Annotated in this window: 20 protein-coding genes and 2 tRNA genes; 6 read left to right on the top strand and 16 right to left on the bottom strand. The window is 61.1% G+C overall.

The genetic code is table 11. From position 1 onward, the window contains the following. Positions 1 to 16 precede the first annotated feature (16 nt). Positions 17 to 1,312, bottom strand: coding sequence for a TolC family outer membrane protein (locus D1224_RS15815; RefSeq protein WP_119380892.1), 1,296 nt, complete (start codon positions 1,310 to 1,312; stop codon positions 17 to 19). Between the two features lie 127 nt (positions 1,313 to 1,439). Continuing rightward, complete coding sequence (locus D1224_RS15810) at positions 1,440 to 2,093, bottom strand: protein-L-isoaspartate O-methyltransferase family protein (protein WP_119380891.1); 654 nt, start codon at positions 2,091 to 2,093, stop codon at positions 1,440 to 1,442. Between the two features lie 150 nt (positions 2,094 to 2,243). Here D1224_RS15810 and D1224_RS15805 point away from each other — a divergent pair. After that, positions 2,244 to 2,317 (top strand) — tRNA-Cys (locus D1224_RS15805). 12 nt (positions 2,318 to 2,329) lie between these two features. On the opposite strand, the gene D1224_RS15800 is transcribed toward D1224_RS15805, so the two are convergent. Continuing rightward, positions 2,330 to 3,361: a phosphotransferase family protein gene (locus tag D1224_RS15800; RefSeq protein ID WP_119380890.1), complete on the bottom strand. Its 1,032-nt coding sequence runs from the start codon at positions 3,359 to 3,361 to the stop codon at positions 2,330 to 2,332. A gap of 203 nt (positions 3,362 to 3,564) precedes the next feature. Here D1224_RS15800 and D1224_RS15795 point away from each other — a divergent pair, with 203 nt between their 5' ends. The 5 genes from D1224_RS15795 (at position 3,565) to D1224_RS15775 (ending at position 8,023) form a co-directional block, all read left to right on the top strand. Beyond that, positions 3,565 to 4,686: an acyl-CoA dehydrogenase family protein gene (locus tag D1224_RS15795; protein ID WP_119380889.1), complete on the top strand. Its 1,122-nt coding sequence runs from the start codon at positions 3,565 to 3,567 to the stop codon at positions 4,684 to 4,686. A gap of 18 nt (positions 4,687 to 4,704) precedes the next feature. After that, complete coding sequence (locus D1224_RS15790; protein WP_119380888.1) at positions 4,705 to 5,964, top strand: acyl-CoA dehydrogenase family protein; 1,260 nt, start codon at positions 4,705 to 4,707, stop codon at positions 5,962 to 5,964. Next, positions 5,961 to 6,734, top strand: coding sequence for an SDR family NAD(P)-dependent oxidoreductase (locus tag D1224_RS15785; RefSeq protein ID WP_119380887.1), 774 nt, complete (start codon positions 5,961 to 5,963; stop codon positions 6,732 to 6,734). Before D1224_RS15790 ends, D1224_RS15785 begins: the two co-directional genes overlap by 4 nt. A 19-nt stretch (positions 6,735 to 6,753) precedes the next feature. After that, positions 6,754 to 7,548 carry an enoyl-CoA hydratase/isomerase family protein gene (locus tag D1224_RS15780; RefSeq protein WP_119380886.1) on the top strand — a complete coding sequence of 265 codons (795 nt, stop codon included), beginning with the start codon at positions 6,754 to 6,756 and terminating at the stop codon, positions 7,546 to 7,548. 399 nt (positions 7,549 to 7,947) lie between these two features. Further along, a tRNA-Asn gene (locus D1224_RS15775) sits at positions 7,948 to 8,023 on the top strand. Between the two features lie 41 nt (positions 8,024 to 8,064). Here the strand turns inward: D1224_RS15775 and D1224_RS15770 are convergent. The 13 genes from D1224_RS15770 to D1224_RS15710 are packed head-to-tail and all read right to left on the bottom strand — an operon-like array spanning position 8,065 to position 19,564. Further along, positions 8,065 to 8,592 carry a hypothetical protein gene (locus D1224_RS15770; protein WP_119380885.1) on the bottom strand — a complete coding sequence of 176 codons (528 nt, stop codon included), beginning with the start codon at positions 8,590 to 8,592 and terminating at the stop codon, positions 8,065 to 8,067. Continuing rightward, entirely contained in the window at positions 8,592 to 9,341 is a 750-nt protein-coding gene (gene gspN, locus D1224_RS15765; RefSeq protein ID WP_119380884.1) for a type II secretion system protein N, read from the bottom strand. The genes D1224_RS15770 and gspN overlap by 1 nt, the downstream gene beginning before the upstream one ends. A gap of 6 nt (positions 9,342 to 9,347) precedes the next feature. After that, complete coding sequence (gspM, locus tag D1224_RS15760) at positions 9,348 to 9,839, bottom strand: type II secretion system protein GspM (protein WP_119380883.1); 492 nt, start codon at positions 9,837 to 9,839, stop codon at positions 9,348 to 9,350. Beyond that, positions 9,836 to 10,999, bottom strand: a complete 1,164-nt coding sequence (gene gspL / locus D1224_RS15755) for a type II secretion system protein GspL (protein ID WP_119380882.1) — start codon at positions 10,997 to 10,999, stop codon at positions 9,836 to 9,838. Before gspL ends, gspM begins: the two co-directional genes overlap by 4 nt. Positions 11,000 to 11,002: 3 nt before the next feature. Beyond that, positions 11,003 to 12,001, bottom strand: coding sequence for a type II secretion system minor pseudopilin GspK (gspK, locus tag D1224_RS15750; protein ID WP_119380881.1), 999 nt, complete (start codon positions 11,999 to 12,001; stop codon positions 11,003 to 11,005). Continuing rightward, positions 11,998 to 12,624 (bottom strand): type II secretion system minor pseudopilin GspJ, encoded by a 627-nt coding sequence (gene gspJ / locus D1224_RS15745; protein WP_119380880.1) that lies wholly within the window; start codon positions 12,622 to 12,624, stop codon positions 11,998 to 12,000. The genes gspK and gspJ overlap by 4 nt, the downstream gene beginning before the upstream one ends. Then, positions 12,621 to 13,052, bottom strand: coding sequence for a type II secretion system minor pseudopilin GspI (gene gspI / locus D1224_RS15740; protein WP_119380879.1), 432 nt, complete (start codon positions 13,050 to 13,052; stop codon positions 12,621 to 12,623). Before gspI ends, gspJ begins: the two co-directional genes overlap by 4 nt. Continuing rightward, positions 13,039 to 13,527, bottom strand: a complete 489-nt coding sequence (locus D1224_RS15735; protein WP_119380878.1) for a GspH/FimT family pseudopilin — start codon at positions 13,525 to 13,527, stop codon at positions 13,039 to 13,041. Before D1224_RS15735 ends, gspI begins: the two co-directional genes overlap by 14 nt. A gap of 3 nt (positions 13,528 to 13,530) precedes the next feature. Beyond that, the gene (gene gspG, locus D1224_RS15730; protein WP_119380877.1) at positions 13,531 to 13,995 is read right to left on the bottom strand and encodes a type II secretion system major pseudopilin GspG; all 465 of its coding nucleotides are present in this window, start codon (positions 13,993 to 13,995) and stop codon (positions 13,531 to 13,533) included. A gap of 20 nt (positions 13,996 to 14,015) precedes the next feature. Further along, positions 14,016 to 15,230 (bottom strand): type II secretion system inner membrane protein GspF, encoded by a 1,215-nt coding sequence (gene gspF, locus D1224_RS15725; protein WP_119380876.1) that lies wholly within the window; start codon positions 15,228 to 15,230, stop codon positions 14,016 to 14,018. Between the two features lie 2 nt (positions 15,231 to 15,232). Next, on the bottom strand, positions 15,233 to 16,726 hold the full coding sequence (gspE, locus tag D1224_RS15720; protein WP_119380875.1) for a type II secretion system ATPase GspE: 1,494 nt from the start codon (positions 16,724 to 16,726) through the stop codon (positions 15,233 to 15,235). 32 nt (positions 16,727 to 16,758) lie between these two features. Then, positions 16,759 to 18,690 (bottom strand): type II secretion system secretin GspD, encoded by a 1,932-nt coding sequence (gene gspD / locus D1224_RS15715; RefSeq protein ID WP_233350584.1) that lies wholly within the window; start codon positions 18,688 to 18,690, stop codon positions 16,759 to 16,761. Between the two features lies 1 nt (position 18,691). Then, on the bottom strand, positions 18,692 to 19,564 hold the full coding sequence (locus D1224_RS15710) for a type II secretion system protein N (RefSeq protein WP_119380874.1): 873 nt from the start codon (positions 19,562 to 19,564) through the stop codon (positions 18,692 to 18,694). Positions 19,565 to 19,582 lie beyond the last annotated feature (18 nt).

Below are 19,582 nucleotides of genomic sequence, written 5' to 3'. Positions count from 1 at the left end.
ACTTTCGTATCAGCTCTTAACCATGCTGGAGGCCAAGACGGGTGGGTGTCAAATCCCCCATCGCGGCGAGAAGCGCATGCGCGGCGACATAGCGGTCGCGTTCTGCTGTCACGCGTGACAGCCGCGCCTCCAGAAGTTGCTGTTCCTGATCGAGCACATCGAGCGTTGTGCGCACGCCGACGCTGAGTTCTTCCTGCGCGCCTTCATAGGCCAGTTCCGCCGCCTCGACCTGACGAGCGGACGCGTCGACGGCGCGGTCGGCCGCCTGAAAACTGTACCAGGCGCGGGCGACCTGTGTACGAACGATTCGTTCACTGAGCGCGATCTGGCTGTTTGCCTGACGGCGCGCGATCTGGGCTTCACGGACGAGCGATGTGTTCAGCCCACCGGTGAATAGTGGCACGCTGGCCTGGGCCCCGGCGACGATACTCGAATCGGTGAAGCCGTCCGTGTGGTATTCCTGAACGCCGGCCTGCGCGATGACAGAGACTTCGGGCTTTAGCGCGCCACGGGCAACCTCAATGCCCTGCCTGGCGGCCTGTTCGCCAAGGCGAGCGGCTTCGATATCGGGATTGGCGTCGAGTGCGCGGGCGAGCGCGGCTTCGAATGTGTCCGGCAGCTCTGGCAGCGGCGGGACCGGTGCGAGCATCTCCGACGCCTCCAGTCCGGTCAGCAGCGCGTACTGGGCAAGCGCGCCTTCGAGGTCTGCTTCTGCCGATGCGAGTGCGGCCCGGCCACCCTCCAGCCGCGCGCGGGCGAGCGACACATCGGTCCGGGTGGTGTCACCGACTTCGAACCGGTCAGATGCAGCGGTGAACTGACCTTCCAGAAGGCGGATACTGTTCAGCCGGATCGCGATGACTTCCCGCGCCCTTATGATGTCGACATAGGCGATCAGCGTATCGAGAAGGATGGACTGACTGGCGGATTCAAGCTGCGCGACGGCGGCGAGCGCGCCGGTCTCGGCCTGCGCGATCCCGGCGCTGAGGCGGCCGCCTGTATAGACTGGCAGCCGCGCCTCAAGCTGCGCCGAGGCGACGGGGCGGTCTCCGAGATTCAAAGCGAATGGCCTGTTGGAATCGATCGATTCGTAGACATAGCTGCCGAAGAGCGTGACGCGCGGCTTTCTCTGTGCACGCGCCTGCTCGATCCGCTCACTCGCGATTTCGGTGGAGTCGCGCTCGGCCTCCAGCGCCGGATTGTTCAGCCAGGCCGCTGACAAGGCGTCCTGCAGTGTTTCTGCGCCAGCCGGCAAGGCGGCGATCGCCAGTCCGGATACCAGTAGTGACGCCGTTTTTCTTATGCGACGCATCGGTCGTGCCCTCCCTCGGCAGGGATGACCCTATACGTCTTTTCAGAAAAAGTGAACAGTGTTCACTTCCTGAGCGACGTTCGCCCAAGGGAAGCCGAGCACTGGTCGGATCCGTGTTTTCGGGGCGCTAGAAAACGAAGCTTTGCGGCTTTTCGAAACCCGGAAGGCGCGGCGGGCAGCAGTCAAAGACCTCGCGGAAAGAGACGGTTTCACCTGCCTTCGTCCAGATGCGCGCGCGGCCAAGGTCACGGCCAGCCAGGACCGGCGCGCCGAGACGGCCACCTTCTGCGAGCTGGTTGAACCAGGCTTCCGGGGCCTGCTCGATCAGGCCGCAGACGAGGATGATGTCGAAAGGTGCCTGGTCTGCAAGACCGTCACGAAGATCGCCCTGAACCGCGACGGCGCGGTCATAATCAAGGCTGGCGAGCCGCGATGTCAGCTCATCAACAAGAGCCTCGTCTTCTTCAAGCGCGATCACGGTCTCGCAAAGATGGGAGAGAATGGCCGTTTCATAGCCTGCACCTGCACCAATCACGAGCGCGATGTCGTTCGGCTGAGGGTCGAGCGAGCGGATCATCTTGCCGATGTCACGCGGGGTCCAGAGCGAGCGGCCTTCGCTCGTCTCGATCTCATACTCGGCATAGGCAATTGCCTGCTCACTCTTGGGTACGAAGGCTTCGCGCGGGGTACGCAGAAAGGCAGAGACGACCTCGGGGTCGGTCACATCATTCGGGCGGATCTGTGAATCCACCATGATCCGGCGCATCTTCGCAAAGTCCATTGGCGCAACCTTTCAGGCAATAAGTGCTGCTTGCAGTCGCCTTATCTTAGCCCGCTTGAAGGTGCAACGGCGGGCCTATGTGCGAAACGCCGCAATCGCACATTGCATGCTGCCCGGAGCACTGCTATTCGACGCTCCTTCTCTCGGCACGGCCCTGTGGCGGAGTGGTGACGCAGCGGATTGCAAATCCGTGTACGCCGGTTCGATTCCGGCCGGGGCCTCCAGAGTTTTCCGTTTCAATCGATCCAGCGCAGCGCCCGCCTCAGCAGCCTGATTGTGCTGGCATGAAGTGCGTCGCCAATTTCTTTCGGCGCCTTTCCTGCGCATGCCCGTGCGTACGTTCCTTCCAGAATGATACCCAGCTTGTAACATGCCAGCACGCCATACCAATGGATGTTAGAGAGGTCGCGATCTGATTGCGCCTCATAATGGGCGATGAGTTCGTTTGCTGTTGGAAAGCCGTCCCAAGGCCGGACAGTGACAGTGCCACCTTCTTCGAGGTCGGTTTCATCTGGCCAGGTCGCCATCAACCAGCCAAGGTCAAGAAGCGGATCGCCAATCGTGGTCAGTTCCCAGTCGACGATGGCGGCGAGCTCTGGGCGGTCATAGCGGTACATGACATTGTTGAGGTGGTAGTCACCGTGGATAATACCGGGCTGGAACGTGCCTGGCCGGTTCGCCTCCAGCCAGTCGCCGACGCGGTTCACGCCCTCTATGTCCTTGCGCCCGTCCCATTCGGGGACCTCAGCATAACTCTCGAGTTGAGACTTCCAGCGGCTGACCTGACGCTCAAGATAATTGTCCGGTTTGCCAAGGCCGGTAAGGCCGACCGCTTCATAGTCGATTGCGCCGAGCGCCGCGATGCCATCGACAAGAGAGAGCCCCATCTGGTGGCGAAGGTCTGGTGAGCTGACGAATGGCTCTGGCAGGCCTTGTGATGGGGCGTACCCATCGACGGGCTCCATCAGGTAGAACGCCGCGCCAAGCACATTATCATCGCCGCAAGCCGCAATGAGACCGGGATGTGGAACATCGGAATTGGCTATTGCCGCAAGTACGCGCGCTTCTCGCCGCATCGTCTCATTGGAGTTACCACGCAGTGACAGCGGCGGACGGCGGAGGACATAGGTGCGCCCTGCCCTGTCGAACTTCAGGAGGATGTTCTGCGTACCTCCCGCGAGGCGCACGGCGTTCTCGATTGGGCCGGTTCCAAGCGATTGCTCATTCATCCAGGATTCGAGCCGCTCGAGGTCTACACCTGTGTCCATGCTTCCTCTCCCTAAACCGTTTGCCTCCTAGCGCTGACGGTCAGAAACCCGAATGACAAGCCTTCCCCACGGGAGGCTTGAAGCTCACCGCGCCCCGTAACGTGGCGGCATGATTGACTGACCCGGCCGCATGGCCCTCATTTCCGTCCATAATCAAATCAGCGTGCGCCAAAGCCGCGGCCAGAAAGGGACGGACAACACCGATGAATCTCGATTTTTCAGATGAACAGAAACAGTTGCGCGATCAGGTGCGACGCTTCCTGAAGGAGAATTGCCCACCGGCAGCGGTTCGCGCGATCCTGGAAGGCGATGACCAGTATGACGCCAAACTGTATCAGGGGCTGGCTGACCTTGGTGTGCTGGGCGCGGCAATCCCGGAAGAATATGGTGGTGTTGGCCTTGGCCATCTAGAGCTTTGCGTCGTCGCAGAAGAACTCGGCCGCGTCCTTGCGCCGGTGCCCGTCGCATCGACGGTCTATCTTGGCGCTGAATGCCTGATGCAGGCCGGCAGCGAAGACCAGAAGCAGGAATGGCTGCCGAAGATCTCTGCCGGTGAAGCAATTGGTTGCTGGGCCATCAGTGAAGGCACTGGCAGGATGAAACCTGCGAAAGTCGCCCTGACTTTTGACGGTAAGACGGTGTCTGGCACCAAGGCCCCGATTACCGATGGCGGAATTGCAGACTTCGCTATCGTTCTGGCCAACGAAGGCAGCGACCTGTCGCTCTGCCTCGTCGACCTGTCCGGTAGTGGTGTCAGCCGCGAAACGCTCGATTCGATTGACCCGACCCGCGGACAGGTAAAGCTCACTTTCGAAGGTACGCCTGCGACCCGTATCGGCAGCGCCGGTGATGGCTGGCATATTGCGACGCAAGTCATGGACCGCGCGGCTATCCTGATTGGTTTTGAACAGCTGGGCGGCGCAGACCGCGCGCTTGAGATCGGCCGCGACTATGCGCTGGAGCGTATGGCCTTTGGTCGACAGATCGGCTCATTCCAAGCGATCAAACACATGCTGGCAGATATGTACGTGTCGGCCACGCTGGCGCGTTCAAATTGCTACTATGGTGCCTGGGCGCTGTCCTCCAGCGCGGCAGAGCTACCGATTGCGGCGGCGACCGCTCGTGTTTCGGCGACGAATGCCTTCCAACACTGCGCCAAGAACAACATCCAGGTCCATGGCGGCATGGGCTTCACCTGGGCGTTCGACTGCCACCTCTATTACCGCCGCTCCAATGCATTGGCCCTGACAATCGGCTCGCTTTCCACCTGGGAGAGCCTGCTCATCGAACGGATGAGCGCCGGCAACGTCGAAGCGGCCGCCTAGAAGGGAAGGGAAAACATCATGGATTTCAACGATACACCGCAAGAAGCTGAATTTCGCAAAGAGGTCCGCAGCTGGCTGGACGCGAATGCGCCGAAACACCTCGAAGCCGAACTGAAGCGTGCGAGCTTCGGCTCGAATGGCCTCGAAAGCGAAGACCCGATCAAGGCGTCCAAGGCATGGCAGAAGAAGAAAGCCGAAGCCGGCTGGGCCTGTCTTCATTGGCCAAAGGAATATGGCGGCGGCGCACGCTCTGCCATGGAGCGCGTGATCTGGAGCCAGGAAGAAGGCCCCTATTCTGTGCTTTCGGGCCTCTTCACGATCGGTCACGGCATGTGCGGCCCGACTGTTATGGAGTGGGCCAATGAAGAATGGAAAGAGCGCCTGCTGCCCCCACTCGCAAGCGGCGAGGAAGTCTGGTGTCAGCTCTTCTCTGAGCCTGCCAGCGGCTCTGACCTTGCTGGCCTACGCACCAAGGCGGTGAAGGCCGACGACGGCTCCGGCGACTGGATCATCAATGGCCAGAAGATCTGGACCAGCGGCGCACAGAACTCCGACTGGGGTCTGTTGATCACCCGCACAGACCCGGACGTGCCGAAGCATAAGGGCCTCACCATGTTCTTCCTGCGCATGGACAGCCCCGGCGTGAAAGTCGTGCCGATCAAACAGGCCAACGGCGCATCGGGCTTCAATGAGGTCTATTTCGATGATGTCCGCATCCCTGATGACCAGCGCCTTGGCGATGTCGGGAATGGCTGGAAAGTCTCGCTCACAACGCTGATGAATGAGCGCCTGTCCATTGGCTCTGGCATGTCGACCGGCTTTCCAGAGCTGTTCAAGTTCTGCATGGACATGGAAATCGACGGCGAAGCGGCGACGGCCGATTCTGGCGTGCGCTCCAAGCTCGCCCAGTTTGCTGTCAAGCAAAGCGGCCTGAAATATACCGGCATGCGCGCAATCTCGGCACTTTCGAAAGGTGAGACGCCGGGACCGGAGAACTCCATCGGCAAGCTGGTCGCTGGCGCAACGATGCAGGAACTCGCCATGTATGCGCTCGACCTGCAAGGCGAGGCTGGCGTCGTCTGGGATGAGGACAGCCCACAGAATGGCCGCTTCCAGGCCATGCTGATGCGCTCTCCTGCTACCCGGATCGAGGGCGGCTCTGACGAAATCCTGCGCAACATCATTGGCGAGCGCGTGCTTGGCCTGCCGGGCGATATCCGCGTCGACAAAGACGTGCCATTCAAGGAAATCCCGACAAGCGGAAAGGCGAAAGCATGAGCTATCCCCTACCCAACAATTCGACTGACCTTTCCGGACAAGTCGCGCTGGTCACCGGCGCATCGTCCGGGCTTGGTCTTCGCTTCGCCAAGGTTCTGGCCAGTCAGGGCGCCAAGGTCGCCATCGCGGCCCGGCGCCTGGACCGGTTGGAAACACTGGCGAAGGAAATCAAGGACGCTGGCGGCACCGCCCTGCCCGTGCAGATGGATGCGACAGACGCCGACCAGATGGTTGCCGCAATTGCAAAGGCTGAAGAGGCCCTCGGCACTGTTACGATCCTCGTCAACAATGCCGGTATCCCCGACGCCCAGCGCGCCCACAAGATGGATATCGAGCTGATCGACCGCGTGCTGGACATCAATGTCCGCGCCCCGTTCGTGCTCAGCTGTGAAGTGGCTCGCCGCCTCATGGCTGCGGACAAGCCCGGTCGGATCGTCAATATCGCATCCGCGGCAGCCTATCACTATGCTGGCAACGGTGCCGCGCTCTATTCGGTGTCAAAATCCGCTGTCGTGCGGATTACAGAGACGCTGTCGGTGGAGTGGAGCCGCAATCACATCAACGTCAACGCCATCGCCCCAGGTGCCTTCGAGTCCGAGATGATGGACGGCATGCTGGAGCGGATGGGCGACATTGCCCAGCACTTCCCGCGCAAGCGAATCGGCAACCCGGCTCAGCTCGACGCCGCGCTCCTGTTCCTGGTCGGCCCGTCTTCGGATGCCGTCACGGGCACCTGCATCCGCGTCGATGACGGCCAGGGTTCACGCTAGGGCCAAAGGGAGAAACTCCATGCACGATTACAAGACGATCAGCGTCGAGGTGCGCGGCGGCGTCCATTACCTGACGCTCAACCGCCCGGACATGCTGAACGCCATCAACACAGAGATGGTGGGTGAGCTGTCTGATTATTTCGGCGGCCTGTTCCACAACCGCGATTGCCGGATCGTGGTGATGAAGGGCGCTGGGCGCGCATTCTGCGCCGGTCTCGACATCAAGGCGCGCGGCGAAAACGAGACGCCCTTCGGGGGCGGGTTCGGCTTCCAGGGATATCTGGCGGACGTCTACATCAAGATGCGCCGTTGTCCGCAGCCGATTATCTCGCTGGTCCAGGGCGCAGCCTGCGGCGGTGGATTTGCGTTCGCGCTCGCCTCCGACATCCGCATTGGCGGTGAAAGCATGAAAATGAACGCCGCTTTCATCAAACTCGGTCTCTCGGCCTGCGATATGGGTGTGAGCTATTTCCTGCCGCGCCTTGTCGGGGTGACGATTGCGTCAGAGCTGATGATGACCGGCCGGTTCATCCATGCAGACCGCGCGCTGGCCGTTGGCCTTGTGAACCAGATTGTGCCGGACGCCGAACTTGATTCGGCGGGCGAGGTCTTTGTCGAAGAGATGCTGGCCACTTCCCCTATGGGCCTCCGCCTCACCAAGGAAGGGCTCAACATGGCCGTCGATGCTGCCAGCCTTGAGGCGGCGATGGCGATCGAGAACCGGAATCAGGTGCTCTGCGCCGGCACTGAAGACGTCAAGGAAGGCATGCAGGCCTTCATCGAGAAGCGGAAGCCTGTCTACAAGGACGCCTAGACCAATTCCGCTTTCAGCGGGATCGGTCGTCGGTGTGTTTGCGCTCACGCCAGCCCGCTGATGCGGGCGGCTCCGCGGGGGCGGCGCATTCGCGCCGGGCTCGCCTTGCTCGCTTCCGCGTTTCCGTCGAAGTCGGAAACGCTCTTGCGAAAACCCACTGCAGACAGGGTTTGGCGATAGTCACTGGTCTATTGTGAATCCCAGCGGGATTTTCGTTAATCCTTTTACGGCGCATTAACCATTCCGACTCATATCTACACTCGTCTTCTTTGGAGACACCCACCATCACCCAACGCCTCGGCGGGAGATTTTCAGTCTCCCGCCCTTTTTTTGTCAGACGCTGCAGCAGGGTGTTTGACACGCGCGTTTGCTCTGGTATTGGAGCCGTCTCGCAAGTGATCCGCGATAGCTCAGTTGGTAGAGCAGGCGACTGTTAATCGCCCGGTCGTAGGTTCGAGTCCTACTCGCGGAGCCACTTCCCCCCAGACAATCAAGTTGATGTTGTTGCAGCGCCCTTCAGGGCTTGCAGGCGCTTACGCCGAGCACTGGAATGACCGTGCGCCAGCCTTCTTCGGCCGTGATGGTCAGGCGCCCATTATCGATGCGTTGGCCGCCCTGCAGCTCTTCGCCGGGCTCGAAACTGACAAGCACTTGCTGGCCTGACGGCGTGAGAAAGACCTGCTTGGTCATGAACTGTCCGAAAATGCCACCGCGATTCGCTGTCTGCACCGCATCGATGGTTTCATTGGCGATGATCATGCGTGCCTGACCGCTCGCGGCGCGCTGGAAGAAGATGAGCCGGTCTGGCTGGGTCTTGCTCCACAGGAAGAGGCCACACTCATTGCTTGCGAGCGTCTGCGCCTGAAGACCGGACTGGGGGATAACGCTGACAGCAGGGGCGAGCCCCTGCGCGGCGAGCGCCTGGTCAGCAGCGGAGCGCTCCGCTCGAGGCGTTTCTGGTACCTTGGTACTGTCCGCGGCGCCGACGCTTTCGCATGCGGCAAGCGCTGCCAGAGCTACGATGGAGGATACGATTCGTTTCATTATGTCCCCTGCCCCGATGCGCTCGTTTCGCGAATAAAGGTCCAGACGCCATCGCGGCGATTGAAGCCTGCACTCGCGAGCAGCGATTCGATCTCATCATCATTGGTGTTCGCGACGATCCTGATTTCAGACCGTCCGTAGAGCGTTGCCTCCGCAGCGACAGCCACAGTATCGCCGGTTGGCGCAGAGCCATTCAGGTCGATGCTGAACGCGCCGTCGACACAATCCAGCGTGCCTGACAGGTCGGAGAACTCACGGCCGAACTGCTCGGCTGCAATGGATAGCGTATCAGAACTCAATCGCCCGGTCGCCGAGATGCATTGGTTGCCTTCGATACGCAGAGCGCCCTGGGAGAGTCGGAAAACACCGCCGGCCGCACGCACTTCCGGAGACAGGCTCTCCATCGCTGAAATGCGTTGCTCGATGCGTAGGTCGGAGGCGCTGATCGTATCACCGCTCATGCCGACGGTACCGGCACCGCGCCCGCCTGCGCCGCCCCACTGAAAGTCGACCTTCGGATGAAGGGTAACAAGGGACATCGGCTGGAGCGCGACATCTATATCGCCGACTGGCTGGCCGTTGAGATAGACCCCCATGATCCGGCCATTCCAGATGGTGCCTTCAGACTGGGTCCAGTTCACGCCCATCGCGTTCAACGGAAGCTGGCGAAGCGCAAAGCCGAGCGGAATTTGAGACACGCCAGCCCAGATGAGCGCGATGAGTGCAGCAACGATAAGAAATACCCGCATATGTGTTCAGCCTCCTGACACCACATCGATTGTCGCGCGCACGCGATCATCTGAAGACTGCTCAATACTCATACGATCTATCCGTCCGCCGAGGCGGTTTTCCACTTCATTCATCCAGTAATATAGCTGGCGCGCATCAGCTTGCTCGAAGACAAGAGAGAAACGTCCGGCCTCGCCGCCCTGAAGCCGCGAAATCGCCAGGCCAGCGCCCTGGGCCGCGCGCGTGACTTCGGTCTTGAAAGCGTCGCCGGTGTAAGGTGCGCGCCCGGCTGACGTGACACCAGCTGATAGTGGCATTTGCGCGCGCTGGACGGCGAGCAGGCGTTCTATCTGAGCCAAGTCAAATGCGGCCCGCTCACGGTCGAGGCGCGCATCTGCGCGCGCCGTCAGGAGCGGCGAGACAATTCCATACCAGATGATCAGGATCGCAAGCAGCGCACCTGCTGCGCCGATGGGAAGTTGTTCGCGAAGCGTGAGCCCAGTCCACCAGGTCCTCATGACCCTGCTCCTTCAATCGTTAGTTCCGCCAGAACCTGATCTCCCGTCTGGCGGGCTTGCCCAAGCGTGACGCCAAGCCCTGCTGCCTCCAGCTGCGCGGCAATGGCATCGGCCTCCGCATAATTACCGATCAGCACGAGCGCGGTGAGCTGGCCGGCAGACGCGTCGTAGCGCAGCGTACGGATCTCGGCGCCGTCTGCAGCTGCCAGCGCCTGGTAGAGCGCAGCCGACGCGATGGTCGGGCGCACGGCTGACGTGCCGATGCGCTGCGTCTGACGAAGCTGGGTGAGCGCCGCGTCCACATTTCCATTGGCGGATGGCACAGCTGTTGAAATCAGGTCCACGGTTTGCGTGCGTAGGCTATCTGCCTGATTCTGATAAGCGGCCGTTTCGAGGCCGACGCTGGCAAGCCAGAGAATTGCCGCTGCAGCCGCAAGCAGCCCAGCGAAGCGCCAGCGACCAGCGCCGTCCAGCCCCATATTCCGACGCCGGGCATAGACGCCCTGGCGAAGCGAAATGATGGAGCCGGGCTCCGCGTTTTCATAAACGCCAGCCAGCGTCTTGATGTAATCTTCGCCCGAAAGCGCGCCTTCTCCGGCTGGCGGAATGCCAAGCCGCCGCGCGAGCGATGCGCCGTACACACTGTCCGGTGCCGGATGGATCAGGCGCAGAACATCATCTGGTATCGCCGCATCAACCGCAAAGCCTCGGCCCTCGCGGCGAAGAAGTATCTCTGCTGGCCCTTCGAAGGCGTCGGCATCGTCCGGCATGAGGCTATGCGTACAAACAAGGTCGCAATTGCCGAGCTGATGAGCCGACAGCCAGGCCATCCAGCGGGCCATGTCGGCCGCAGACGTGACGAGCACCTCGCGCGCGCCTTCCGCGTCAGGACGACCAAGCGCAATGTGAAGCCGGTCCACAGGCTCTGCCACATCGTCCTCGACAGCGAAAAGGGCTGCCTGACGCACTTCAGCGGGGCGGGTGGCGGCAATCTGCACTGCGTGACGCGTGGCCGCGGTGCCCGGCACTATGGCGACCGGGAAGAAGTCGTCGGTACCTTCTGGCATCGTCTCGGCAAATCGCCAGATTCCGTTCGTATGCCACCCGAAAATCGGCGTACCGGCCTCAGAGGCGGGAATGAGGATATAGAGATTGGCCACGGTCTATCCTTTACGCTCCCGCCATACCGTTTCGATGCGCTGCGCGCCATTGCGGCGATACATGATCTCCACTGTGCGGCGTGTGCCCGCAAAATCGATGGCGGCTTGCACCCGGACATATTCACTCTGAACGGACAGTAATTCGCTTCGGCGCAGGTCGGGTGAAATCTGGCGGATTGCAGGCTCCGTGAGAAATGTCTCGACATCTGGCCACCCACCGACCGGCCGCTGAAATATGAGGTCGCCCGCAGCCTCGACACTGAGGGCACCAGAGAAGGCAAGCGAGAGAAGCGGCGCCTGTGCAGCTGTCAGCGTGTTTATGTTGAGCGTTTGCTCCTCGGATTCATGCAGGGCGCAGACCAGCGGCTCAAGCGCATCCATGACGTCCGGCGTGTAGTAGCGAACAGCGCGCAGCTCTGAGGCATCAATCATCGGCAGGCCTGGCGTGCGATACTGGAGACCAGACGAGGCGTAATAAGCGTTCTCTGCTCCATTCAGCCCAGGCGATTGGTCGGTATCAATCCAGTCCGCCGCACTATAGACGAGGCCCATCAGATTCTGATCGCCAACTTCCGCGAGCTTTAGCAAACTCTCATAGTCCTCGGCCGCATTCGGTCCTGATACGCCAACGGCGTTTTCGTCTGACCGGGCAGGCGTTATTCTGAGGCGGTTCACGTTGAAGCAATTACCGCCATCATTGGCGCGCATCATGATTTCACCGCCCTCTATCGGAAAGCGGACAGGTTCGGCAAAGCCCGGCATATCTGCGGACAGGCGCCCTTCGCTGGCGGCGAACATCTCCTTGATGAGCGCACGCCCGACCTCTTCGGAGGCGAGCGCCAGCCAGTCAGCCTGGCTTGCTGCGTCGACCGTTCGCGCCCTGGCGGTTGCGGACATGACGGCTGCGCTCAGTGTCACAGCGACGGCGGACATGGCCGCGACAATCATCAGCACGGTGACGAGGGCGACACCCTCTTCAGATTTCTGCGCGTGTGGCCTCATCTACCCACCCCGCCCGCGAGGCTGGAAATGAGAAGAGAGCGCTGGTCGTCGAAACGGATGTCCATATCAATCCGATCCGGTAGACCTGTGGGAGCACCATTTGCGGTGCCTTCCCAATAGAGCGACATTTCATTCCCGCGCCAGAAGGTGAGGTTCACACTCTCTACGCCGCTCAGAAGGACCTGGCTGACTGTCGGAGTTGCCTCAATCGGGTCGGGACGTAACGCGGCGATCCGGACAAGATCGCCATCTGGGGTCAGCTCATAGCGGATATACTGAAGGCCAGAGCGCGCCTCTGCCTGTTCGGGATTGATCCAGCCATTGCGGACAAAGCTGATCAGGGCGTCAGTTTGCGAGGTGTCGCCGCCCGTAAGACCCATGGGCCCGCCACGACCGCTCGCGGTTTCGGCGGCGCGCGGTGTCGCCGCCTCAAGGTCGCCGCGGATATAGGCCTGCGCCAGATCGAGGGAGCGAATGTAGGCTTCGCGCTCGCGCACCTGTTTTCCCGCGCTCGTCGCGCCAAGAAGCATGCTCCCGCCCGCCACCGCCATGATGGACAGGATCAGGAGCGCCACAAGCGTCTCGACCAGTGTGAAGCCAGCCTGGAAAGGCGTGCGCATCATTCGACGCCCTCCGCTTCGCTTGCGGTGTCGCTTGCCGTGCTCGGTGCAGGAACCCCCTTCAGCGTCATGAGACGGGCGAGGATCTGATCGCGCCCTTCTTCCCTGACATTGACCTCAAAACGGAATAGTGTCGGGCGATCGGTTGGGTAGACGGTGAGGTCCCATTCAAAGGGCCGTCCCATCTGGATCTCACTTCCTTCAAAGAGTCCGAGCTCAATCGGCTCACGGCTGGATACTGCCCGCGTCAGGGCGTTCTCTGCGGTGGTTCGGGCGAGCAAGCGTACTTCCAGACGGCCTGTGTTCTGCACAGCGTTTGTCGCAAGCTGCATTAACGGGATGGCCGCGAGCGACAGGATGCCGAGGGCAGCCACGGTCTCCACGAGGCTGAAGCCCCGTTGTCGCTCTGATCGGCTGCTAGAGGTCTGCATTGTCAGCGACCTCTCTATCGGAATTGAGCGAAATACGCTCCGACCAGCCCCGCCGGCTGACCGATAGGGTAATCGGTTCGGCACGCCCTAGCGGATTGAAAACGATGCGTTCGGGGGCTTCCCTGGCCCTTCGGCGCTGGTCCTCAGGGGGCAGGATTTCGACCTCCACATCAGCTGGCAGGCGAAGCAGACCGCCCTGAAGAGGAAGCCACTCTTCACCGGTCCAACTGAGCAGCTCGAACCCTGCTTCGGTCTGCTGCAGCCCGATGACCTCTCCCGTCAGTACGGCGCGGTCCTGGGCCTGTCCGAGGGCGGTTTCCACCTGCCGAAGAATACGCGCTTCAGCCGTCTCACGTGGGGGGAGCGTGATCACGGCAACCGTTGTCGCAAGGCCGATGATGAAGATAACCATCATCACCTCGACCAGCGTCATCCCGGCGTCGCGCCGGGTCAGGTGATAGCGCGCTGCCGGCAAGCGCTAGCTCCAGTTTCCAATATCTGCGTTCTCGTCCTCGCCGCCTTCCTGACCGTCAGCGCCGAGCGAATAAAGATCGTAGGCGCGGCCAGATTTCTCGCCCGGACGCTCATAGATGAAGGGGCGGCCCCACGGGTCGAGTGGGACAGAGTTGATGTAACCGCCAGAGCGGTAAGTACCCGCCGTGCTTGCGCCATCCGGCTCATTCACGAGAGCATCCAAACCCTGCTGCTGCGTCGGGTAATCATACATATCGAGGCTGTACTGCTCGAGCGCATTGGTGAGCGCGGTGACATTCGTGCGCGCGGTCTTCACCTGCGCATCGGTACGCGCGCCCAGAACGTTGAACAGCACAACTGACGACAGAAGGCCGATGATGAAGACGACGACCATGATTTCGGTCAGCGTAAAGCCTGCTTCTTTCGACTGTGGCCTATGGTGTGCCTGACGGTGTTTTCTCGCGAACATGAGTTTCGTCTCCGTTGGCGCTAGCCGATGGCCAGCTGGTTGATCTGAAGAATGGGCAACATAATGGACAGCACGATCAGCGCGACGATGCCGGCGAGGATCACGATCATGATCGGCTCCAGCAGGCCGAGCGCGACAGTCGACGCATTGTCGAACTCGTCTTCGAGGTAGTCGGCAGCCCGCTCCATCATGCCGGCAAGATCGCCGCCGCGCTCGCCGCTCGCGACCATGTGCAGAAGAATGGGCGGGAATACGCGTTCGGCGCGCATGGCACGGGCAAGGCCGGTGCCTTCTTCCACCCGGCGTCTCACGGACAGAGTGGCTTTCCGGAACACGGCGTTCGACATCGCGCCGCGCGCCGCACTGAGACAGTCAGGCACCGGAGAACCAGATGCCGAAAGCGTTGCGAAAGTGCGGGCGAAGGCGGCCGCCGACACACCGCGCGAGAGCCGCCCGACGACAGGCAGCGAAAGAATGAATCGGTCACGCGCTTCAGCAATACCGGGCTGGCGAAACAGGCGACGCAGCCCCCAGACGCCTGCAATGAGCAGCAATAGGACGACGATGCCCCACTGGCGCAGGAAATTCGAAACCGCGATCACAGCCTCGGTGAGCCACGGAAGATCCTGCCCCAGCGTGTCGAACTGCTCGACGATCGCCGGCACAACGAAGACCATGAGCAGCGTCACAACGATCAGTGCAATGACGCCGAGAACAATTGGGTAGATCAGCGCCGACAGGATCTTGTTGCGCATTTTGCGCGATTTCTCGAGGTGAACGGCAAGGCGCTCAAGCACTTCATCAAGACGGCCTGAGGCCTGCCCGGCAGAGACAACAGCCCGGTAGAAATTCGGGAAAGCCTTTGGCGCCGTGTTAAGCGCTTCGGACACGGAATGACCGTCGGTGATTGAGGATCGCACACCGACAAACACCTTGCGGGTGGCGGGCTTCTCAGCCTCTGCGGCGACCGATCCGATAGCTTCCTCTACCGGCGTCCCCGCTTTGACCAAAAGCGCAAGCTGCCGGGTCGCTACGACGAGGTCACTACCAGCCAATTTCTGGTCGTGCCCTGTGGCTGACGTGCCCTCGCGGACCTTCCGGCTCTCAGCAATGGAGAGGGGCGAAAGCTGGCGCAGGCGCAGCTCCTTGCGGGCGGCGCGGGCGGAATCTGCGGTGATGACGCCGCGCGTCTTTTTCCCGTCCGTTCCGATGGCCTGATAGTCGAAGACAGCCATGATCAGGCGTCCTCATCCTTGCGGCAGACGCGAAGGACTTCTTCGACGCTGGTCTGACCGCTCGTGACATAGCGCGCAGCATTCCGGAACAGCGTATCGTGATCGGCAAATGCACGCGCTTCCAGCTCATCCTCGGACACGTCTTCGCGGATAAGGCGTCTCATCTCCTGATCGACCAGCAGCAGTTCATAAACACCGAGGCGCCCCTGATAGCCAGTCTGGGCGCAAGCCATGCAGCCGTTCGGCCGATAGAAGGTGTGCACTTCGCCTTCGGGGATCGCGAACATCGCTTTTTCTTCAGGTGTCGCTTCGTGCGGCGTCTTGCAGGTATCGCAGAGCTTGCGCACGAGACGCTGGGCCAGCACAGCCCGCATGGTGGCGGCAAGGACGTAGGGCTCAATGCCCATATCGCGCAGGCGCTGGATCGCACCGACTGACGAGTTGGTGTGCACGGTCGAGAGGACCGGGCGGCCCGTCGACGAGAACTCGAACGCGACTTTTGCCGTCTCAAGGTCACGCACCTCACCGACCATAACAACGTCCGGATCGTGGCGAAGGATCGCGCGCAAAGTGGCCGCAAAGGTAAGGCCGACCTTGTGGTGCATCTGTGTCTGGCTGATGCCGTCCAGACCATACTCGATCGGGTCTTCCAGCGTCATCACATTGCGCTGGCCATTGTTCAGCACTGACAGCGCCGAATAAAGCGTGCTCGTCTTGCCGGACCCGGTCGGCCCGGTGACGAGCGTGATGCCGTTCGGCTGGGCGAGGACAGTCCGAAAACGAGCGAGCGTTTCCGGGTCCATGCCAAGCTCATCAAGGCCGAGGAGCGCATTGCGCGTATCGAGAAGGCGCATCGTGACCCGCTCACCATAGCGCGATGGCAGCGTGGAAACGCGCACGTCAATGGAGCGGCCGCCAATGGACAGCGAGATACGGCCATCCTGCGGGATACGTTTCTCTGCAATGTCGAGACGCGCCATCACCTTGACCCGGCTTGTCAGCGGCGCGGCGAGCTTGCGCGACGGGGTCAGCACTTCCTGCAGGACGCCATCGATCCGGTAGCGGACCGAGAGATTATCCTCATGCGGCTCAATATGTACGTCGGAAGCGCGGCGTTTGACGGCTTCGTAAATGAGACCATTGATGAGCCGCACGACAGGCGCGTCATCATCGCCGTCGAGCAAATCAGCTGTCTGCGGGATGTCGTCGACCAGGGAATGGAGGTCGCCATGACTGTCCATGGCGTCGGCTTCTTCGGTCTCGATTGCGCTGCGGGCATAGGCCTCTGACAGCTCACGCTCGAAACGGCCGGCATCGAGGGAAGTAAAGCGTAGCGGACGACCGAGCGCACGGCGCGCTTCAATGATCGCCATAGGGTCAGCGCCCGCGCGCACACCAAGGCTGATCGCGCCGTCTTCTTCGCCCATGACCACGAGGCCTTTGTCTTTTGCAAAGGCATAGGTGAGGCTTCGGATTTCGGTCGCAGTCTCGCTCATCTCTACTCAATCTGCAGGCTGCAGCCTGCGGTCTATTCGCTGGTCGCCGGTGGGCCGAGCACTTCGTCGAGGAAGGTATCGAGGGTGATTTCGCCTTCCTGCGCACGCAGGAGCTCCTGCGCGCGGATATAGTTGTAGTTTCGGGCGGTCACGTTCTGGGCATCACCGCGGCTGCGCACGATGGTCGGCTTGATGAAGATCATCAGATTGGTGCGGGTATTGGACCGGCCTTCGGACTTGAAGAGATTTCCGGCGACCGGAATGTCGCCCAGGAACGGCACCTTGGAATTGACTGTCGAGTCTGTCTGCTCAATCAGGCCGCCGAGCACGATGATCTCGCCATCATCAGCCAGAAGGCTGGTGCGGAATTCCCGCGTATTCAGGATGATATCGGGCGAGAAGCCGCCGCCGATAAAGTCATCGACGCTGGAGACTTCCTGATAGATATCGAGGCGGATCGTACTGTCGGAAGAGATACGGGGCGTGACTTCGAGCTTAACGCCGACCTGCTCACGCTCTACCGTGCGGAACGGGTTGGAGTTGTCGTTTCCGAGGACTTCGCCTGACGTCAGCGGTACATCCTGACCGACCAGAAGAGACGATGTTCCATTGTCGAGCGTCATGTTGAACGGCTTGGAAAGAACACGGGAATTCGTGTCCTGCTCGACTGCGTTGATGATCGCGCCAAACAGTGTGTCGCCATCCTGACCGCCGATGCCAAGGACGCTGCCATTCACGCCAAGCAGTGAGTTGATCGCCGCATTGGTGAACTGGTTGCCGCCCTCACCGCCGCCGATATCGGGGTCGATGATCGCGCCAGCAAGCGCCAGCAGGTTCGGCGCGGAACGGGAAAAATTCGTCGATGCAAAAGGTGTGGTGCTGTCGCCCGTACCCGATAGCAGGAACTGAACACCAAGCTCGCGCGCCGTATCGTCGGACATCTCCACGATGATCGCTTCGACAAGCACCTGCGCACGGCGCTGGTCCAGCGCATCGATAACGCGCTCCATCGCCAGGAGTGTGTCCGGCGTCGCGCTTATCACAAGAGAGTTCGACTCTACATGCGCGGCGATGGTCGCGGGCGGCGCAGCATTCTCGGCGGGGCCACGCTGATCCGCCATGGTCGCAGCAAGCGATTCCAGAACCGGCGCGATCTCTTCCGCCGTCGCATTGTTGAGAGAGATGACACGGATATTGTCACGCGTCGGCTCCGCGGCGTCGAGTTCAGTCGCGACCTGAACGGCCCGCGCGACGGTCGGCGCATCCCCGCGAATGATCACGGAATTGCTGGTCTGCGAGGCAGTTACCTCGAAGTTTTCGCGCACATTGCCATCCTGCGTGCCGAGGAGGTTGACGAGGATTGTCTCCATCTCACGCGCCGGAACGCTCTTGAGCGATATTGTGCGAAGCTCTGAGCGGTCTGCAGAATCGAGTGACTGAATAACTTCGCGGATGCGCGGCATGTTGGAAGCATAATCGACAACGACCACTGAGTTGGAGCGCGCATTCGCAACGACCTGCCCCTGCGCATCAATGATCGGCTTCAACATCTGAGCCGCTTCAACAGCCCCGAAACTGTCGAGCGCGAAAACCTGAGTTACGAACGCGTTTGGCCCACTTGCCGGTCCGCCGGCCTCGCCGACTGCGAGAACTTCCGGCACAACGCGGTAGACACCGCGGCCTGCGGGAATGGCTGCAAAACCGTTCACACGAAGGGTCGAAAGAAAGACTTCGAACACTTCATTCGTGGTCATCGGTGTTTGCGAAAGCACAGTTACACGCGTGCGGCCGACATCGGGATGCAGGATGAACGTATAGCCGGTGATCGTCGCGACGTCATCGATCAGGGCAGTGATCTCGACATCGTCGAGGCTGAGTACGTGGCGCCCACCCTGCGCTTCAGCAGGCATCGGCTGCACTCCAAGGCCGAGCATCGCAATAGCCGCGAGGAGTTTCTTCATCATGTCATCTCTCCTCGAAACGAATGTCGAGATTTTGTGTCTCCCCGGCACGCATGACTGTCACGCTGACAGTCTGCGCCGAACTCAATTCCGCAGCGAGCGCTGCGGGGTCGAGGTCACGGACAGGTTTTTGGTTGATACGGATCAGGCGGTCGCCTGCCTGGAGACCGGCCCGTTGCATGATCGCCGGGTTGCTACGCGGTTGAAGCACGAACGCGTCAACAACGCCGTTCGACATATCGGCGGCAGGGTTGAGACTGGCGAGAAGCGTTCTGGCGCTGACGCCCGCTTCAAACAGTGGCGTAGGCTGCATTTCTGCCGTGGAAGGGTCTTCAGCCAAATCACCGGCATCTCCGATAACCGAAAGTCCTGACTCACGGCCGCCGCGCATGAGCGTCTCGTCGGCGCCATTTCGCGATATGATGACCCGGTCGCCCAGCACCCGGACAAGCTCTGTGCCCGGAATGATCTCATCACCGGGCTGGAACCGCTGTGAACGGTTGTCGGGCGTCACGATCGTCGCCGAGTCAGCAGCCGGATCTGTCGACATGAAGATCGCTGCCAGTTTTAGGTTCAGCGTCGTTTCTGGCGCGTCGGGGACAGCGCTTGGCGCCCGGCCCGAGGAAACGAACGGGTTGGTCGTCATTAACAGGGAGAGATCACCGCGGGCACTGGATCTGGTGACCTGCTGTATCGGTGACGGCAACGGACTCACCCTCAGCGATGAGACCGCGTCTGATGGCGCAACAAGCAGCCATCCTATGCGTGCGAGGAGCATGGCGATGACGACAACAAGAACGAATTGCAGGACTGTCCGCACGCCATCGAGCAGGCGCCCGGCATTGTCCGGCAGCGATATTCGTCCCTGAAAATTCATACCATCCCTCAATGGTCC

The sequence above is a fragment of the Henriciella barbarensis genome, from assembly GCF_003576345.1.
Lineage (GTDB): Bacteria > Pseudomonadota > Alphaproteobacteria > Caulobacterales > Hyphomonadaceae > Henriciella > Henriciella barbarensis.
Note: the sequence above shows the minus strand (reverse complement) of the source record. Positions and strands in the feature narration are given on the sequence as shown.

Coding starts and splice junctions, on each gene's coding strand:
- gspG (WP_119380877.1), bottom strand. CDS start 13,995: ATGTTCGCGAGAAAACACCGTCAGGCACACCATAGGCCACAGTCGAAA.
- D1224_RS15815 (WP_119380892.1), bottom strand. CDS start 1,312: ATGCGTCGCATAAGAAAAACGGCGTCACTACTGGTATCCGGACTGGCG.
- gspI (WP_119380879.1), bottom strand. CDS start 13,052: ATGCAGACCTCTAGCAGCCGATCAGAGCGACAACGGGGCTTCAGCCTC.
- gspE (WP_119380875.1), bottom strand. CDS start 16,726: ATGAGCGAGACTGCGACCGAAATCCGAAGCCTCACCTATGCCTTTGCA.
- gspK (WP_119380881.1), bottom strand. CDS start 12,001: ATGAGGCCACACGCGCAGAAATCTGAAGAGGGTGTCGCCCTCGTCACC.
- D1224_RS15795 (WP_119380889.1), top strand. CDS start 3,565: ATGAATCTCGATTTTTCAGATGAACAGAAACAGTTGCGCGATCAGGTG.
- D1224_RS15810 (WP_119380891.1), bottom strand. CDS start 2,093: ATGGACTTTGCGAAGATGCGCCGGATCATGGTGGATTCACAGATCCGC.
- D1224_RS15770 (WP_119380885.1), bottom strand. CDS start 8,592: ATGAAACGAATCGTATCCTCCATCGTAGCTCTGGCAGCGCTTGCCGCA.
- gspF (WP_119380876.1), bottom strand. CDS start 15,230: ATGGCTGTCTTCGACTATCAGGCCATCGGAACGGACGGGAAAAAGACG.
- D1224_RS15790 (WP_119380888.1), top strand. CDS start 4,705: ATGGATTTCAACGATACACCGCAAGAAGCTGAATTTCGCAAAGAGGTC.
- gspD (WP_233350584.1), bottom strand. CDS start 18,690: ATGATGAAGAAACTCCTCGCGGCTATTGCGATGCTCGGCCTTGGAGTG.
- D1224_RS15785 (WP_119380887.1), top strand. CDS start 5,961: ATGAGCTATCCCCTACCCAACAATTCGACTGACCTTTCCGGACAAGTC.
- gspJ (WP_119380880.1), bottom strand. CDS start 12,624: ATGATGCGCACGCCTTTCCAGGCTGGCTTCACACTGGTCGAGACGCTT.
- D1224_RS15710 (WP_119380874.1), bottom strand. CDS start 19,564: ATGAATTTTCAGGGACGAATATCGCTGCCGGACAATGCCGGGCGCCTG.
- gspN (WP_119380884.1), bottom strand. CDS start 9,341: ATGCGGGTATTTCTTATCGTTGCTGCACTCATCGCGCTCATCTGGGCT.
- gspM (WP_119380883.1), bottom strand. CDS start 9,839: ATGAGGACCTGGTGGACTGGGCTCACGCTTCGCGAACAACTTCCCATC.
- D1224_RS15800 (WP_119380890.1), bottom strand. CDS start 3,361: ATGGACACAGGTGTAGACCTCGAGCGGCTCGAATCCTGGATGAATGAG.
- D1224_RS15780 (WP_119380886.1), top strand. CDS start 6,754: ATGCACGATTACAAGACGATCAGCGTCGAGGTGCGCGGCGGCGTCCAT.